We start from the raw sequence: 17,589 nt of genomic DNA on the forward strand, positions 1-17,589 counted from the left end.
CGAAGTATGCGAAATAAAAAACCACCTGCTATGCGGGTGGAGCGATAAAATGTAATTGGATTATATTTTATGTTTATCTATTTTTTTGTAATTAATCCTTATTTTGTTAATAGTAGTAGTATAGATGTTATTTCAGCAATCCTTTTTTTAAATTTCAATACTTTTGAAAGATTAGGGATTGATAAATTTGATATGCAGTATCTAATTATGTTTATTTTGTTTTATCATATAATAATCTATCCTAAGTTATCTGAATTATCAAATAATTCTTCTTTTTTAAGTATGTCATTACATAAATTAGGTAAAAGAAAGCAGCTATTCCATATTTTTTCTGATAATTTTAAGTATGTAATCATGATATATTTTTATATTTTATTGTGTGCAGTTATATTTGAGACAATTGTTTCTATTTTAAATAATAGTGTTTTTGAATATAAGATACTTATTCGAATAGCTATTTATTTGATCAAATATTTAAGTTTTATATTTACAGTTATATCAGTAAATCAGATTATTGGTATTATAAAGGAATATCCTTATTTTATCTTACAATCATATTTTCTGTTTGTTATTTTATTAATGAATGATATGATTTTAGATTTAAGTATAATTATGTTATCCTCATCAGTTATAAATGAATTTTTTCGATTGATTATTACTGTAAGTATTGAGGGTATTGTGATAATAATAACTGTTTATAAATTTTTGAAAATTGGGGAGATTTATAATGATTAAATTAGAAAATGTTAATAAAAGTTTTGGTGAATTGATTTTGTTTGAAAATTTAAATTTAGTAATAGATAAAAAAAGACAAAAATAAAAGGTGAAAATGGAACTGGTAAAAGTGTTTTGTTGAAAATGATTGTTGGTTACAGTACACCAGATTCAGGAAAAATATTTTATGATACTAGTAATGAATTAGGTAAAGATTCAGATTTTTTACAAGATGCTGGGATAAGTATTAATGCTCCACAGTTTATGAAAACGTGGACGGGTTTAGAGAATTTGCAATATTTAGCTAATATAAAAAAAGTATGTAGTGATAAAGAGTTGATGAATTTAATTAAGGTTTTTGATTTGGAAAATGTTATTGAAAAAAAGTATAAGACTTATTCATTAGGAATGCAGCAAAAGTTAAGAATTATTCAAGCTTTAATGGATAATCCTATGTATTTAATATTGGATGAACCATTTGAAGCACTAGATAAAAAAACCAAACTAATTACAAGAAATTATTTAGATATGTATTTATCTAAAGATCCTAATCGAAAATTGATTTATACAAGTCATGATGAAACAGATGATGATTTTGCTGACTGTATTTTAGAAATTAATGATAGAACGATAGATATGATTTAATAAATATTAGAACTTAAAGCTGATAATTAAGTTCTTTTTTTTAAGAGGGTGAATATGGTTTGATGAGGGGATAAAAGTGTCTAAATATAAATTGATTTCTATTATCATTATCTTGATTATTACCTTAATAACTTTATCCATTCATCCTACTAACCAAATTGTTTTATACAATTATCATCCAACATTTGAAATTTCAAATAAATTTGACCCTAAAGCTAATATTAAAAAAGTAATTGGTGGTTCAATAGATGATGTAAATGTTGATACAAATAAAATAAATTTTAGTAAGCCAGGAAAATACCCAATTACTTATTCTTATAATAATATAAAAACTACGATTACTATAGAATTAAAGGATACTCTTAAACCAGATTTAGAAGTCCAGGAATTAACAATTGATCTAGGTATGAAAGTAGAAGCACGTGATTTAATTAAAACTAGCTATGATTCAAATCGTAGTAAAATTAAATTTAAACAAAATTATCAATTTAATGAAGTTGGTGACCAAAAAGTAGAAATAGTTATTTGTAGGGGAAGTAATTGTGTAACAAAACAATCAGTAGTTCATATTTTACCAAAAGATACAACACCACCTGAAATTATTGGGATTAGAAATTTGTCAGTTTTGAAAGATAGTGATATAGATCTGCTTTCAAGTGTTAGTGTTAAAGATAATCAAGATGATAGTCCAATTTTAACAATTGATAGTTCAAATTTAGATATTTCTAAAGTAGGAGATTATCAAATAACATATCATGCTAAAGATCGTTCTTTAAATACAGTAAAAGAAACTTGTATTGTTAGTGTTGTTGAAAATAAAAAGATTGGATCATATGATCAAACTAATGAAAAAGTAGTTTATTTAACTTTTGATGATGGACCATCTGAAAATACTCAAAAAGTATTAGAAATTTTAGATGTATATGATGTTAAAGCAACTTTTTTTGTTACTGGTACAAATGAAGAATATTATTATTTAATAAAAAAAGCTCATGAAGCTGGTCATACTATTGGTTTGCATACTTATGTTCATGAATATGATCAAATATATAACTCTTCTTCAGCATATTTTTCTGATTTAAAGAGAATTGAAGATTTAGTTTATAGTCAAATTGGTCTAATTCCTAAATATATTCGCTTTCCAGGAGGAAGCAGTAATAAAGTTTCTAAGAAATATTGTCATAAAATAATGAGTAAATTAACTAAAGAAGTTATTAATCGTGGATATCAATATTATGATTGGAATGAAGATAGTGAAGATGGTTCAGGAGAATTATCAGTCAAACAGTTGATTAAAAATGCTACTGCATCAACTGATAATAATATTATCTTATTATTTCATGATGCAAATGGAAAAGAAAATTCATTAAAAGCACTTGGACCTGTAATTCAGTATTATCAAAAAAAAGGATATGTTTTTAAAGGAATAGATGATAATTCATATGTTGTACACCATAGTGTAGATAATTAAGAATTCTAGTAAGAATTCTTTTTATTTTCAAACATATACTGTATTGGTGATTAGATGAAAGATAAACTAATTAAGTATGGATATTATTTAATGATATTAATTATTGCAGTAATTGGTACATATATCCTAATTAACTGGTTAATTCCTTTGTTTTTTAGTTGTTTGATTGTTTTGATCTTACAGCCGTTATTAGCTAAAGAAATTGAAATGTTAAAGGTTAAAAATAGTTTTATAGCAAAGGGAATAATCATTTTTAATTATTTGTTATTTGTAGCTATGATTATTGGAATAATTATTTTTAGTGTTGTACAAATATATAAAGTACTTGAAATATTACCAGATTATCTATACCGTCTTTATAATTTATTTAGTCAAAATCACTATATTATTGATGCTACTAAGTATCTTGATATTATTTATAGTAGTTCAATGAGTGTTGTTGAAAGTGTATCTAGTGAGTTTATTACAGGCTTGATTACAGTTGTTATGAAAATCCCAAGTATTTTATTTGATTTAGTTTTTATAGTTATTACATCTTTGTTTATGTTGTTAGATTATCAAAGAATTGATAAATTAGTAATTCAAAAGTATTCGATGGTTTCGTTAGTTGTTGATACAGTTAAAGATGTATTGAGTAATATGTTTAAAGCATATTTTATGATTATGATTATTACTTTTATTGAATTATGGGTAGGATTTATGATTATGAAATTAGATAATCCAGTAATGTTAGCTTGTATTATTGCAATTTTTGATTTTATGCCAGTTTTAGGAATTGATATGATCATGATTCCCTGGATTATTATTAGTGCTTTAACTAATAAAGTTTCAATGGCGTTTGGATTATTGATTATATATATGGTAATAGTAGTTACTAAGAATATTTTAGAGCCAAAGCTGATTGCTAAAAATTTGGGTGTAAGCCCACTAGTTTCACTAATAGGAATGTATTTAGGGATGAAGATTTTAGGAGTTATGGGACTTATTATTGTGCCGACGCTATTAATGATTATTATTCAGATTATTAAAGTAAAACAAGAGATAACGAGGTGAAAGTGTGAAAAATATTAAATCTGAAATTCAAGTACACTTAAAGGGAAAAGGAATGTTTGAGGGCTGGTATTTTAGGATTAGTGATCGTAAGGTATCATTAGCAGTTATTGTAGGAATAAGTGAATCAATGGCATTTATTCAAACTATTGATACGTATACTAATCAGAGTCAAATGATTGAATATGGTTTAGAAGAGTTTGAATATGGTGATAATCCATTTTATGTAAAAATTAGAGATAATTATTTTACTAAAGAAAAGATGGTTTTAAACCTTGATCAGGGTATGGTTAAGATTAAGGGGGAAATTGAAAATGAATCTTTTACACCATTAAAATCAACATTATATGCACCAACGATTATGGGACCTTTTTATTACATTCCAGGGATGGAATGTAATCATGGTGTAATTAGTTTATTACATCGAGTTAAGGGACGTTTAATGATCAATCATCAAAAGATAAAGATTAATGGTATTGGTTATATAGAAAAAGATTGGGGATGTTCTTTTCCAAAGGATTATCTTTGGTTACAGTCAAATGATTGTAATCAATGTGAAGCATCATTGTTTTTAGCTATAGCTAAGATTCCAATTAAAATTATTAGTTTTACAGGGGTTATAATGGTTTTGATGATTGAAGGAAAACAACAGGTTGTTGCAAGTTATTATGGTGCATATTTAAAACGCTGGTTAGTTAAAGATGGTAATTATTATTTAAATATTAAACAATATCCATATAATTTTTATATAAAGATAATTCCAGAAAATAGTTGTTCTTTAAAAGCGCCACAACTAGGAATGATGAAGGATGAAGTTAAAGAGAGTTTAACTTCTAAAGTTACTGTGTTAATATATAAACATCATAAAAGAATTGAGAAATTAAATTTTATTGCTTGTGGTGTTGAATTATTTGGAGGATTTAATGATGTTAAAGAGCAAGAGGCTGATACTTAGAAGACCAGAAATAGAAGATGTTGAGGAAATTTTAAAAATTCATAATAGTGAGTATGTACAGCATTTTAATGCAATGAAAATATATGAAAAAGAGGATATGTTAAAAGATATTATCAATGATAGAGATAAGACTTTTTATATTCAGTTAATTGATTCAAAGAAAATAATTGGTGCTGTTTTTATAAATAATGATCATTTAAGATATCAAGTAAATTCGGTTTGTTTGTCATATTATCTAGCAAAAGAGTATTGTGGTCAAGGATATATGAGTGAAGCTTTAAATGTTGTGATTGATTATTTGTTTGATCAGGGTAAAGAGGTTATTAGTGCTAGGGCTTTTGTAGGTAATGAACCATCAAAAAGGTTATTATTGAAATTAGGTTTTGTTTTAGAGGGTTGTTTAAGAAAAGCTGTTAAAGGATATCAAGGAATAATTTATGATGATTTAGTATTTTCTTTAATTAAAGATAATGATTGTTAAATGTAATAATGAAATAACCTTATATAAGATATTTTGATTTATTTCAATTTGTAAATATCGTATAATATCTATGTGTGATTAAAATGCCAATTACAAATTATATTATAAATTAAAAAAGTATATCAAGTTATCATATTTGGAATTTTCTAAACAAATAAGACTAACTTTTCAAAATATAGTGATATAAAAAATGATCATTTCCAAGTTGTTTTACAGACAGTTTTAGGCAAATTGGTTAAGTATGAAAAGCGAGAAAAGAAAGATGTATTTTAGATATTTTGTTTAAAGAAGATGAAACAAAATCATTAGAGAATCATTCTAAGGATACTTTGCTTTATTTTTGTCGGTTATATGTTGATAACTATGGATTTAATCTGAATCCCAATTATGAAAATTTTTAAGGCATAGAATGATTGTATTTTGAATGTTTGGCTTATAAAAAAGAATTAAGAATAGTTATATATTAATTAATCCATGGGCAAGTTAAAAAATAACACTAGAAACTATTTAGAAAGAATAACGAATATACTAAAGATGGTTTTGCTGATTATTATGTGGGTGAAAATATGTAAGAAAGACATTAACTATTAAAGAATTGTCTTTAAAAGAATATTCGTCTTGTTTGATGACTGATTATGTCTATTGTAAAAAGTTTTGAAATTGATAAGGTAAATATAAAAATAATATATGTATATGCAAAGGGGGATTGTAAATGAAACTTTATCACGAAAGTAGTGTTATGGTTGAAAGACCAGAAATCATTACAGATGGGAATTATAAAGATTTTGGTTATGGATTTTATTGTACAAATCTAGAGAAACAAGCTAAACGTTGGGCACTAGCAAAGCGTAAGAAACATGTAGTTAATATTTATGATTATAATGAAGAACATTCTCTTAATATGCTTGAATTTAATGAAATGACTGATAAGTGGTTAGATTTTGTTGTTGACTGTAGAAGGGGTATTAAACATGATTATGATATAGTAGAAGGGCCAATGGCTGATGATACGATTTGGAATTATGTGGATGATTTTGCTAGAGACAATATTTCTAGAGGTGCTTTTTGGGAACTTAGTTAAATTTAAATATCCAACCCATCAAATTGTTTTTTGTACTGAAAATGCTTTGAATCAAATCAAATTTGAAGGGAGTTACTCATTATGAAAAACAAATACTTTGAAGATGAAGAAATAGTAGATAATGATCTTTTCTTTGTTTGTTATATGATAGAATGTGTAGCACGTAGAATACATCAAAAAAATGAATATGTAGTAAACACAATAGGTTTTGATAACTTATATCACTTATTAAGTGTCGCAAATGTATTACACAGTGAAAACCCTAAGCAGGTAGAAGAAGATTGGATAGAAGAATATAAATTAGTTAGTGGCGATTTTAATATCATAGATGTTGATTCAGAATTATGTTCAATTATTCCAACACCATTAGATATGGGCAAAGTTTATTCAAAATTAATTGTAGATACTGCATTGTTGAATGAGGATTATGTAAAAGGCATTGTGCGTGTTTATAACGATGAGATATGTGAAGTCATTGATGATTATAATAATGGAGCATTTTATGAACCATCTTATGTTATTGCTAGAGCATATAAAAATGGAGAGTTTTAATTAAAAAAATTTAACGATTATAATATTATTGTGAGTTGATTTGACAGTATTTTGGTTAATTGTTATAATGACTTTTGTTGGCGTTGATAATTCAACGCTTTTATTGTGAGGAGGAAAATGAGATGCTAAAAATATGGATTACTGGTTCAAATGGCCAGATTGGTACAGCATTAAATGAATTGATTGAACCATTAGATATAGAAATACTTAATACAGATAAAGATGAAATAGATATAGCTGATACAAATGAGGTTATTCGTTTTGGAGAAATTAATCGTCCTGATGTAATCATTAATTGTGCAGCTATTACTGATATTAAAGAATGTGCTAATGATAAAGATCAGGCTTTTAGAGTAAATGCATTAGGACCACGTAATTTATGTATCGTGGCCCGTAAAATTGGAGCTAAAGTTGTCCAAATATCTACAGATGATATATTTGATGGTACAAATGATCAACCATATAATGAATTTGATCATCCAAATCCTAAAACAGTTTATGGTTGTTCAAAAAAAGCTGGTGAGGATTATGTAAAAGAATTTACACATAAACATTTTATTATTCGTAGTAATTGGGTTTATGGTAAAAATGGTAATAATTTTGTTAATGAGTTATTGAATTGCAAAGAGAAAATTTTTGATGTATCTAGTAATCAATTAGGATCACCAACTAGTGCTAAAGATTTAGCTCGAGCAATTTTATATTTAATTTCGACTAGTGAATATGGTACATATCATATAACTTGTAAAGGAGTTTGTAGCCGTTATGAATTTGCTCAGGCAATTAAGGAAAAAACGGGTAGTTTAATAGAATTAAATGATATTTGTAGCAGTACAGATGAAATGATTAGACCAGCATATGCTGTTTTAGATAATTTTATTTTACGTTTAGTAAATGAATATGAAATGCCTGATTGGAAAGAGTCATTAGATGAATATTTAAAGGAAATAAAGGAGGGCTAGAATGTCATTAAAAAAAGAAAAGAAGATAGGTTTAACAACAAAAATATTTATTGCTTTATTATTAGGAGCAATTTTAGGAATTGTTTTATATAGTCTTCCAGCTAGTTCAATTAAAGATGATATAATTATTGAAGGTATTCTTTATGTTATTGGACAAGGTTTTATAAAATTAATGAAAATGCTCGTTGTTCCATTAGTTTTTTGTTCCTTGGTTTGTGGAAGTATGGCAATTGGAGATACAAAGAAATTAGGCTCTGTAGGGGTTAGAACGATTTTATTTTATCTTTTTACTACAGCTTTAGCTATAACAGTTGCTTTATTGGTGGGAAATTTAATTAATCCTGGAACTGGATTGGATATGTCCGCAATTCAATCTAATGTGACAAATGTTGGTAGTACTGAAGCAACAACATTAACAGAAACAATTTTAAATATTATTCCTGATAATCCAATTAATTCATTAGCTAGTGGAAATATGCTTCAAATCATTGTTTTTGCTTTATTAGTAGGGGTAATTTTAGCTAAACTAGGTGAAAAAACAGAAACAGTAGGAAATTTCTTTAGTCAGTTTAATGATATTATGATGGAAATGACTATGATGATTATGGCGATTGCTCCAATTGGGGTATTTTGTCTAATTGCTAGAACCTTTGCGGGAATTGGATTTAGTGCCTTTTTACCACTTGGAAAATATATGATGGGGGTTTTATTAGCTCTAGCAATTCAATGTTTATTTGTATATTTAGGTTTATTAAAGTTATTTACAGGTTTAAATCCAATCAAATTTATTAAAAACTTTTTTCCTGTTATGGCTTTTGCCTTTTCAACTGCAACATCAAATGCTACGATTCCCTTATCAATTGATACATTAGCTAAAAAGATGGGAGTATCAAAACGTATTTCATCTTTTACAATTCCTTTAGGGGCAACTATTAATATGGATGGTACTGCAATTATGCAAGGGGTAGCAGTTGTTTTTGCAGCCCAGGCTTTTGGGATTAATTTAGATATTACAGATTATATTACAGTTATTGGTACTGCTACATTAGCTTCAATTGGTACAGCAGGAATTCCTAGTGTTGGACTGGTAACTTTAACAATGGTATTTAATTCAGTAGGACTTCCAGTTGAGGCAATTGGAATGATCATGGGAATTGATCGAATTTTGGATATGACAAGAACTGCAGTAAATATAACTGGTGATGCAGTTTGTACAACTATTGTGGCTCATCAAAATAAAGCAATCAATAGGGATGTATTTATTAATAGTAAGTGATTTTAGAGAATATAAATCTAAAATCATTTTTTATAATTTTAAACTTAAACTAATTTTACTTTTGATGTTATTGTAAATCAGGTAAAATTATCTTGTTGAAAATAATAATTATAAAGGGGAAGTTTATGAGTAAATATTTATTTGGACATATAGCAGCACTTTTAACGATTTTTATTTGGGGAACAACTTTTATTTCAACAAAGATACTGCTTGTTGATTTTAAACCTATTGATATACTTTTCTTTCGGTTTTTAATTGGCTTAATAGCTTTAGTGATTATTTATCCTAAAAGATTGAAAAAGACAACAAAAGATCAAGAAATAACTTTTGCATTAGCAGGATTATGTGGAGTAACTTTATATTTTTTGTTGGAAAATATTGCTTTAACATATTCAATGGCTTCAAATATTGGAGTTATTATTTCGATTGCTCCTTTTTTTACTGCGATTCTATCTGATTTTGTATTAAAAGAAAAATCTTTAAAATCAAATTTTATAATTGGTTTTATTGCTGCAATGATAGGAATTGCATTAATAAGTTTTAATGGTACTAGTAATTTCAAATTAAATCCGATAGGTGATGTTTTGGCGTTATTAGCAGCTTTAGTTTGGGCAATTTATTCTGTCTTAACAAAAAAGATTAGTGAGTATGGTTACAATACAATTCAAGTAACAAGAAGAATCTTTATATATGGAATAGCTTTTATGTTGATAGCTTTAGTTCCCTTTGATTTTGAATTAAACTTAAATCGTTTTACTAATCCTGTTTATTTAGGAAATATTATTTTTTTAGGACTTGGAGCTTCAGCGCTATGTTTTGTAACATGGAATGTAGCAGTAAAAATATTAGGAGCAGTGAAGACAAGTATTTATATTTATATCGTTCCTGTTGTTACTGTAGTAACATCACTTATTATTTTAAATGAACAAATTACACTGATGTCTTTTATTGGAACTATATTAACTTTAATTGGGTTATTTCTATCACAAGATTTTAGAGATAAAGGATAAGTACTTATTACATATATCTAATCATTAATAACAAAATGAGATAAACTTTTATTAAAAGTTTTTGCTAGATGAATAATTAATATATAGATTTAATCTATATAATGCACGTTTAAATAACCTTGTATATTTGTAATATTTTGCGGTCAATCTAAACCCTATACGTATCAATAGGTTTAAGCAATTTTATAATGGTAAATTTGTTAAAAGATAAGATAAAATAGCATAAAATGCAGTCAATCTTTTTAACGTATTTACTAAAATATAAACAAATGCTTAAACACTATGATACATAACAGTTATAGGCAAATCGTTAATTTTGAGATTGACCGCAAAAATACACATAAAATGTTTAAAAATAGGTGAATTTGTAGTAGAATATAAGAAACAGTTAGTAAATACAGTTGTTGTACCTTATCTAATGAGGAATTGTTACTAAAAAATTATTTATTTTTTTAATTGTTTTTTGATTTGAGGTTGTACCTTATCTAATGAGAGATTATTATTAATTAGGGCATTTTTTATTTTGACTGTGAATAGTAATATATGCACTATTTTTGTGTTAAGTTAGAATCTAAAAATTATTTTAGATTCTTTTAAACAACTGTTTTTTTATTGTATTATTAATATTGATTTGAGAATTTTATTGATTTAATCATGATAATTTGAAAATTATCGTAATGTATTAAAATAAAAACATTAAAAAATAACTAGAAATTTATTGACAGTGATAAAAAATAGTTATATGATTTTTACAAGAAAACTGATGAAGTGGAGATAAAAATAGATCGTGCACTTACAGAGAGCTTGGATGGTGGAAACAAGCAGAACGCAGCCTATTAAATGGACCACGGAGGGCAAAGTGAAAAGCATATGCTGAGTATTCTTTGACGTTAGGCTTACGTAAGTAGTCATAGATGTGATAGCATCTACTAAGGGCACGAGTATATCGTGAAACAAGGTGGCACCGCGGAAATATATCCGTCCTTGACAGAATTCTTTTCTGTCGGGACGGTTTTTTATTAGCAAAGTGTTTTATATCAACAAATATTGGATTATGTAACTGATATATTGTTAAATATTGAGAAAATCAAAGGATAAAGGAGTTATTAAAATGATTATTGATGATATTGTAGAGAGAACAAAGGAAAGGGTAGCAGAAAATAAAAAGAGACATTCAATTGATAAGCTAGCTAAATTAGCTTTTGATAAACCAATAAATAATGATTATCCATTCGAGAAAGCTTTACGTAGATCAGGATTGTCATATATTATGGAAGTAAAAAAAGCTACACCTTCAAAGGGAGTAATTACACAAAATTTTGATTATAAAACAATTGCTAAAGAATATGAAGAAATTGGAGCAGCTGCTATTTCAGTTGTAACAGAGCCGGATTTTTTTAAAGGAGACGATGATTTTCTTGCGGAAATAGCAAAAGTTGTTAAAATTCCAATATTAAGAAATGATTTTGTAGTTGATGAATATATGATTTATGAGGCTAAATTGTTAGGTGCTGATGCTGTATTATTAATCTGTAGTGTATTAGATGAGATAACTTTAATGCGTTGTTTAAATTTAGCAGAGCGTTTAGGAATGAGTGCTTTGGTTGAAGCTCATAGTTCAATGCAGGTAAAAAAAGCTTTACGAGTAGGAGCAAAAATTATTGGAGTTAATAACTGTGATTTGAGAAATTTTGAAGTAGATTTAAATAATAGTATTGAGTTACGTTCAATGGTACCAGATGATGTGATTTTTGTATCTGAAGGTGGAATTAAAACATATCAAGATATTAAGCTTTTAGAAGAAAATAGAGTTGATGGTGTTTTAATTGGAGAGACTTTGATGCGTTCGCATAATAAACGTAAAACTTTTGAAATTTTAAAAGGATTAAGAGAGTTAGAGAGTGAAAATTAAGATATGTGATTTCTTTTAAAATGATTAAAAAGTAATTAAATAAATATTAGTAGTGGGGTAGAGACTAATAAAATTATAAAAATATAAGGAGAGTTAAAAATGGCGACAGGTAGATATGGAATACATGGGGGGCAATATATTCCCGAAGTATTAATGAATGAAATTCATAATATTGAAAAAGCATATGAATTCTATAAAAATGATCCTGAATTTAATCAGGAACTTGATAAATTATTGAAAGAATACGCTGGTAGACCTTCAATTTTATATTATGCTAAAAAAATGACTGAAGATTTAGGAGGTGCTAAAGTCTATTTAAAGCGTGAGGATTTAAATCATACAGGCTCACATAAAATTAATAATGTACTAGGGCAGGTATTGATGGCTAAAAAGATGGGGAAAACTAGAGTTATTGCTGAAACTGGCGCAGGTCAACATGGGGTAGCAACAGCAACAGCAGCAGCTCTTCTAGGTCTTGAATGTGAAATCTTTATGGGGAAAGAAGATACTGAAAGGCAAGCTTTAAATGTTTATCGAATGGAGCTTTTAGGAGCTAAGGTTCATAGTGTAACTAGTGGTACAATGACGCTCAAAGATGCAGTTAATGAGGCGATGAGAGAATGGACAAAACGGATTGGTGATACTTTATATGTATTAGGTTCAGTTATGGGACCACATCCTTTTCCAATGATTGTTCGTGATTTCCAAAGTGTTATCTCCAAAGAAGCTAAAGAACAGATTTTAGAATATGAAGGAAGATTACCAACAGCAGTTATGGCTTGTGTTGGTGGTGGAAGTAATGCAATGGGAATGTTCTACAATTTTATCAATGATCCTGAAGTTCAATTAATTGGCTGTGAAGCAGCTGGAAAAGGTGTTGATACAGCTTTAACAGCAGCAACGATTAATATAGGAACATTAGGAGTATTTCATGGGATGAAATCATATTTCTGCCAAGATGAAAATGGACAGATTGCACCTGTTTATTCTATTTCTGCTGGTTTAGATTATCCTGGAGTTGGTCCTGAACATGCTCACTTACATGATCTTGGTAGGGCTAAATATGTTGCCATAACTGATGATGAAGCAGTAGCTGCATTTGAATATTTAGCACGAACAGAAGGAATTATTTGTGCCATTGAAAGTGCTCATGCAATAGCTTATGCTCAAAAGATCGTACCAACGATGGCAAAAGATGATATTGTAATTATTTGTTTATCAGGACGTGGAGATAAAGATGTGGCAGCAATTGCAAGATATCGGGGGGTAGATATTCATGAGTAGAATTGAAAATGCTTTTAAAAATAAAAAGGCTTTTATTGGTTTTTTGGTAGCAGGAGATCCTTACCTTGAAAAAACAGTAGAATATATTTTAGAATTAGAAAAAGCAGGTGCTTCTTTAATTCAAATAGGAATACCATTTAGTGATCCAATAGCTGAAGGAGTAGTTGTTCAAGAAGCAAATATTAGAGCTTTATCAAAAAATATGACTACTGATAAGGTTTTTCAAATTGTAAAAGAAGTTAGAAAAACTTCAGATATTCCAATATGTTTAATGACGTATTTAAATCCAGTTTTTCATTATGGCTATGATAAATTCTTTAAAAAATGTCAAGAAGCAGGTGTTGATGGAATTATTATTCCTGACTGTCCATTTGAAGAAAGTAAGGAAGTTAGTGATATTTGTTATAAATATGATGTTGATTTAATTTCAATAATTGCTCCAACATCTAAAGAAAGAATTTTAGAGATTACTAAAAGGGCAAAAGGATTTATTTATCTGGTTTCTTCAATGGATACAATTGAGACAGTTGCAAGTACTGTTAAAGAAATTAAAACAATAACTGATCTACCAGTTGTTACTGATTTTGAAATTAATGATCAAGAACAAATTAAATATTTTTCAAATTTTGCTGATGGAATGATTGTTGGAAGTGCAATTGTTAATATAATAAAAGAATATGGTGAAAAAGCAAATAAACCATTATATGATCATGTAAAATCATTAACAGAGGTTATGTAACTAATGGTGTTTAGGAGGAAATATGAGAGAATATCATTTAATTGAACCAGTTTATAATCAAGATTCAAGAATATTAATTTTAGGATCATTTCCTTCTGTAAAATCAAGAGCAGGTAATTTCTTCTATCATCATCCCCAGAACCGTTTTTGGAAAATATTATCAAATCTTTATAATTATCAACCATTAGAAACTATTATAGAAAAGAAACAGTTTTTATTAGAACATAAAATTGCTGTGTGGGATGTAATAGCCAGTTGTGAAATAACTGGTTCAAGTGACAGCAGTATAAAAAATATAACAATTAATGATTTAGAAAAAATAATTAATGAAAGTAAAATAACTCATATTTATACGAATGGAAATTTAGCAGATAAATTATATCATCAATATTTTGATAATAAAATTAGTTTACCTGTAACTAAGTTGCCCTCATCTTCACCTGCAAATGCTACATATTCATTAGATAAATTGATTAATTATTGGAATGTTATTAAAATTGATGACTAAGGTAATAATACTATGGGGTGATGTTACATGAATTCAGGACAAAAACAGTTTTATGATTATATATTAAAAAGAGTTCGAGCTGGCAATGAAGAAAAAGCTAAAGTTTTATTAAATGAAAGTTTTACAAGACAAGAGGCTGGAACTTTTAATCAAGAATATTTGCAATTATTTGAGATTGAAATGCTTGACTTGATTCAAGATGAAGATAAGGTAGAGGTTGAAATGATCATGAATCAGTTTGGTAAAAAAATTAAATAAAATAAAAAGAGACTTCAAGAAAATAACTTTTTAAAGTGATAATCTGATTAGTCTCTTTTTTTAGACACTCAATAAAAATAAAAGATGATTACAAATAATAGAGAAAATGTAATCATCATCTTTAATATAGAAAATTTTGTGTTATTAAGTTGAATTTTTTAACTTAATAATATTGGATAAAAGTTACTTAGTTTTAATTAATAATTAAAATTCGAGGAACATAGACTACTTTAAATTACAAATAAAGCTAGAAGCAGATAAATATCATTTTATTCTGCTTCTGGTAATTCTTATGTCATTTTAACTTAATGACATTTTTAGAGTAATCTTTTTTTCTCAACTAAAATGTAAAAAACATTACAGTTTGAGAAGTAAAAGGACATGAGCAAGATCCTTCAGCAATAGTTTGTTGTTTTTTACTTTCAACAATAACTTTAACTTCTTTCATGATTCTAATCTCCTTTCTTTTTTATTAACAAATCAAATCAAACATCAGTTGAGTTGATAATGTCCACAAGTAATTCAGGATTTTTTTCTAATAATTCATGATAAATTATTAAACAATCTTTTACAAAATTCTTTGCCCTAGTACAATCATTTCTCTTGGTTGTTAAATTGAATCCATTTTCATCATAACAATTTGAAAAACATAGTGGACATAATTTTGAAGCCCAACAATGAGTACAATCATTTTTAGATTGTTCTATATAGTCATAATAATAATGTTTTATTAGTTCGTCTTTATTAAAACCTGTTTCAATATTACCAATTGATGGTGAATAACCAATTTTTTCACAAACTTTAAATTCACCATCGGTTGTGATATAAATTCTTTTTTGTCCTGGTATACAACAACCATTCATAGAAATTATACAATCAGGTATTTGGCTAACTCTACGATTATTGACTTTTATGATTATTCTTCTTATAGCTTGAACTGCATAATCAAATGGATCATCAGTTTCTAAAGCTTTTCTTAAAAAGAAATCTTTTATTGGTTCTGATAATAATTTATTAGAGTTTTTAGTATTATCTTCAATCTCGTATGTTCCAGGTTTTACTTTTGTATTTTCACAATTCACTTCTTTTGGCAGCCACTCTAATCCTGTAAAGAAATCATAAATTGCTTGTAATCTTTCATCTGTATATGGTGGACAAATCACAGTATAAATTGATAAACATCTTTTAGCTCTTTCTCCAAAGGCATCTACTAAATTATGTAATCCCTCTATTGTCTTGTCAAATGTACCTTCATTGTTGGTAGAAACTCTAAAATTATCATGGATAATTTTAGGGCCATCAATACTACAAGTAATAGCACAATCTTCTAGATTAGCAAAAAATTTAGCTCTTTCTCTAGTCATCAAAGATAAGTTAGTTGTTAATGCATAACTAATTTTCAAATCTTTGGGTTTATGTATATTTATATAATTTACAGTTTCTTCTATTAGATCAAATCGAACTAAAGGTTCACCACCATAAAATCCTATAACTAATTTACCTTTAGCTAAAGGTAATATATAGTCTAAAGCTTTTTTTATAGTTTCTACATCCATATTTTTGGCAGAAAAGTTTCTAAAAAAATCACTTTGTTCATTGTAAATACAATATTTACATCTAAAATTACAGTTTTCTGTTAATTCAAATACTACCTGATTAATCATTTCAGTCGAATGTTTAATAAGTTCTTTATATCCATCATAAAACTGAAGTTCATCTTCATTAGATAATATTTTTGAGTTTTCAATTATTGTTTTAATTTTTTCTATTTCTTCATCTGAATATTTATCATAAACTTCTATACCATTTAATATATCGTTTAAAATATTATATTGTGCTGGTTCACATTTAAATACTTTTTCAGTTTTAGTATCATAAAAATATTTAGAATTAGATGTTGAAAATGTAATACCTAAATTAGATAAATTCATTTTATCACTCACTTTCATTTAAATGAGATATTTTTTACACTTAATATAAAATCTTTTTTTGATAATATAATAATAAAAATCATATTTTAAATAAATGCAGATATATAAATAGTTAGTTTTTAGAATTAGGTGAAAATTTTTAGTATCAGAAACGGCTTGTTAGGGTGTAATAAGTTGATAAAGTAAGACATATGAATTTATAAAGAATTTTTGGTTTACAAGTAAAATAATTAATTTTTACTATAATATTTACGGAAATAATTGTTTATTATGTTTATGATTATCTTAAAAAAATTCTACGCCATTCCATAATATATTTTCTAATTATTTTTAAAAGTTTTTCTAATGAAACAATATAGATTATTGTTTTGCAATCATGATATAAAATCTATCCTCCTAACTTATCAAATTGATTATTGAATAGCTTTTAATTACTATATAATTCATATTTCTGATTTAATAAATTTTATTATTATTTATCTAGTATTTTTATATTTTTAATCTCTTATATACTTAAATTATAGTTATATAATAATAATTTGTCAATAAATATACTATTTTTATAATAGTAATATGTTTATATTTGTAATAAATTATATTTTTTACATTATACTTTTTTATTCATTATTATAGCGGGGTGTAGTTAATGAAAAAATATTTTTAGAAAAAGGTGAAATAAATTATTGAAGCATATCTGTTTGTATTTGATAAAATACTAGAAATTAGTTGGGTGGTTCAATACTCCATTTGAAATATAATG

Annotated in this window: 17 protein-coding genes and 1 other annotated feature; of the genes, 16 read left to right on the forward strand and 1 reads right to left on the reverse strand. The window is 26.8% G+C overall.

Going from position 1 to position 17,589, the window contains the following annotated elements; all coding sequences use genetic code 11:
• Nucleotides 1–69 precede the first annotated feature (69 nt).
• From BMW96_RS04360 to BMW96_RS04435, 16 genes are all read left to right on the forward strand, one after another.
• Nucleotides 70–735 (forward strand): hypothetical protein, encoded by a 666-nt coding sequence (locus tag BMW96_RS04360; protein ID WP_092352882.1) that lies wholly within the window; start codon nt 70–72, stop codon nt 733–735.
• Between the two features lie 123 nt (nt 736–858).
• A complete protein-coding gene (locus tag BMW96_RS04365; protein WP_272481903.1) occupies nt 859–1,359 on the forward strand; it encodes an ATP-binding cassette domain-containing protein in 501 nt (166 codons plus the stop codon).
• A 76-nt stretch (nt 1,360–1,435) separates the two neighbouring features.
• Nucleotides 1,436–2,830, forward strand: a complete 1,395-nt coding sequence (locus tag BMW96_RS04370) for a polysaccharide deacetylase family protein (RefSeq protein WP_092352886.1) — start codon at nt 1,436–1,438, stop codon at nt 2,828–2,830.
• Nucleotides 2,831–2,884: 54 nt separating this feature from the next.
• Entirely contained in the window at nt 2,885–3,883 is a 999-nt protein-coding gene (locus BMW96_RS04375) for an AI-2E family transporter (RefSeq protein ID WP_092352888.1), read from the forward strand.
• A 4-nt stretch (nt 3,884–3,887) separates the two neighbouring features.
• Nucleotides 3,888–4,835, forward strand: a complete 948-nt coding sequence (locus tag BMW96_RS04380; protein WP_092352890.1) for a hypothetical protein — start codon at nt 3,888–3,890, stop codon at nt 4,833–4,835.
• The gene (locus BMW96_RS04385) at nt 4,807–5,316 is read left to right on the forward strand and encodes a GNAT family N-acetyltransferase (protein ID WP_157796089.1); all 510 of its coding nucleotides are present in this window, start codon (nt 4,807–4,809) and stop codon (nt 5,314–5,316) included. The genes BMW96_RS04380 and BMW96_RS04385 overlap by 29 nt, the downstream gene beginning before the upstream one ends.
• Nucleotides 5,317–6,028: 712 nt before the next feature.
• Entirely contained in the window at nt 6,029–6,397 is a 369-nt protein-coding gene (locus BMW96_RS04390; RefSeq protein ID WP_244881256.1) for a DUF3990 domain-containing protein, read from the forward strand.
• Between the two features lie 81 nt (nt 6,398–6,478).
• The gene (locus tag BMW96_RS04395; RefSeq protein ID WP_092352894.1) at nt 6,479–6,949 is read left to right on the forward strand and encodes a hypothetical protein; all 471 of its coding nucleotides are present in this window, start codon (nt 6,479–6,481) and stop codon (nt 6,947–6,949) included.
• Nucleotides 6,950–7,071: 122 nt separating this feature from the next.
• Nucleotides 7,072–7,911: a dTDP-4-dehydrorhamnose reductase gene (gene rfbD / locus BMW96_RS04400; RefSeq protein WP_092352896.1), complete on the forward strand. Its 840-nt coding sequence runs from the start codon at nt 7,072–7,074 to the stop codon at nt 7,909–7,911.
• Between the two features lies 1 nt (nt 7,912).
• Entirely contained in the window at nt 7,913–9,187 is a 1,275-nt protein-coding gene (locus BMW96_RS04405) for a dicarboxylate/amino acid:cation symporter (protein WP_092352898.1), read from the forward strand.
• A gap of 125 nt (nt 9,188–9,312) precedes the next feature.
• Entirely contained in the window at nt 9,313–10,197 is an 885-nt protein-coding gene (locus tag BMW96_RS04410; RefSeq protein ID WP_092352900.1) for a DMT family transporter, read from the forward strand.
• Nucleotides 10,198–10,951: 754 nt separating this feature from the next.
• Nucleotides 10,952–11,186, forward strand: a binding site (T-box leader).
• Between the two features lie 122 nt (nt 11,187–11,308).
• The gene (gene trpC, locus BMW96_RS04415; protein WP_092352902.1) at nt 11,309–12,109 is read left to right on the forward strand and encodes an indole-3-glycerol phosphate synthase TrpC; all 801 of its coding nucleotides are present in this window, start codon (nt 11,309–11,311) and stop codon (nt 12,107–12,109) included.
• A 99-nt stretch (nt 12,110–12,208) separates the two neighbouring features.
• The gene (gene trpB, locus BMW96_RS04420) at nt 12,209–13,393 is read left to right on the forward strand and encodes a tryptophan synthase subunit beta (RefSeq protein WP_092352904.1); all 1,185 of its coding nucleotides are present in this window, start codon (nt 12,209–12,211) and stop codon (nt 13,391–13,393) included.
• Complete coding sequence (gene trpA / locus BMW96_RS04425) at nt 13,386–14,132, forward strand: tryptophan synthase subunit alpha (RefSeq protein WP_092352906.1); 747 nt, start codon at nt 13,386–13,388, stop codon at nt 14,130–14,132. Before trpB ends, trpA begins: the two co-directional genes overlap by 8 nt.
• A 22-nt stretch (nt 14,133–14,154) precedes the next feature.
• Entirely contained in the window at nt 14,155–14,640 is a 486-nt protein-coding gene (locus tag BMW96_RS04430) for a DNA-deoxyinosine glycosylase (protein WP_092352908.1), read from the forward strand.
• 27 nt (nt 14,641–14,667) lie between these two features.
• The gene (locus BMW96_RS04435; RefSeq protein WP_092352910.1) at nt 14,668–14,898 is read left to right on the forward strand and encodes a hypothetical protein; all 231 of its coding nucleotides are present in this window, start codon (nt 14,668–14,670) and stop codon (nt 14,896–14,898) included.
• A gap of 485 nt (nt 14,899–15,383) precedes the next feature.
• Here BMW96_RS04435 and BMW96_RS04440 read toward each other — a convergent pair whose 3' ends face one another.
• Entirely contained in the window at nt 15,384–16,829 is a 1,446-nt protein-coding gene (locus BMW96_RS04440; RefSeq protein ID WP_157796090.1) for a radical SAM protein, read from the reverse strand.
• Nucleotides 16,830–17,589: the final 760 nt, after the last annotated feature.

Source organism: Thomasclavelia cocleata (genome assembly GCF_900102365.1).
GTDB classification, from domain to species: Bacteria; Bacillota_I; Bacilli_A; order Erysipelotrichales; family Coprobacillaceae; genus Thomasclavelia; species Thomasclavelia cocleata.

Coding starts and splice junctions, on each gene's coding strand:
- BMW96_RS04360 (WP_092352882.1), top strand. CDS start 70: ATGTTTATCTATTTTTTTGTAATTAATCCTTATTTTGTTAATAGTAGT.
- BMW96_RS04365 (WP_272481903.1), top strand. CDS start 859: ATGATTGTTGGTTACAGTACACCAGATTCAGGAAAAATATTTTATGAT.
- BMW96_RS04375 (WP_092352888.1), top strand. CDS start 2,885: ATGAAAGATAAACTAATTAAGTATGGATATTATTTAATGATATTAATT.
- BMW96_RS04385 (WP_157796089.1), top strand. CDS start 4,807: ATGTTAAAGAGCAAGAGGCTGATACTTAGAAGACCAGAAATAGAAGAT.
- BMW96_RS04390 (WP_244881256.1), top strand. CDS start 6,029: ATGAAACTTTATCACGAAAGTAGTGTTATGGTTGAAAGACCAGAAATC.
- BMW96_RS04395 (WP_092352894.1), top strand. CDS start 6,479: ATGAAAAACAAATACTTTGAAGATGAAGAAATAGTAGATAATGATCTT.
- rfbD (WP_092352896.1), top strand. CDS start 7,072: ATGCTAAAAATATGGATTACTGGTTCAAATGGCCAGATTGGTACAGCA.
- BMW96_RS04405 (WP_092352898.1), top strand. CDS start 7,913: ATGTCATTAAAAAAAGAAAAGAAGATAGGTTTAACAACAAAAATATTT.
- BMW96_RS04410 (WP_092352900.1), top strand. CDS start 9,313: ATGAGTAAATATTTATTTGGACATATAGCAGCACTTTTAACGATTTTT.
- trpC (WP_092352902.1), top strand. CDS start 11,309: ATGATTATTGATGATATTGTAGAGAGAACAAAGGAAAGGGTAGCAGAA.
- trpB (WP_092352904.1), top strand. CDS start 12,209: ATGGCGACAGGTAGATATGGAATACATGGGGGGCAATATATTCCCGAA.
- trpA (WP_092352906.1), top strand. CDS start 13,386: ATGAGTAGAATTGAAAATGCTTTTAAAAATAAAAAGGCTTTTATTGGT.
- BMW96_RS04430 (WP_092352908.1), top strand. CDS start 14,155: ATGAGAGAATATCATTTAATTGAACCAGTTTATAATCAAGATTCAAGA.
- BMW96_RS04435 (WP_092352910.1), top strand. CDS start 14,668: ATGAATTCAGGACAAAAACAGTTTTATGATTATATATTAAAAAGAGTT.
- BMW96_RS04440 (WP_157796090.1), bottom strand. CDS start 16,829: ATGAATTTATCTAATTTAGGTATTACATTTTCAACATCTAATTCTAAA.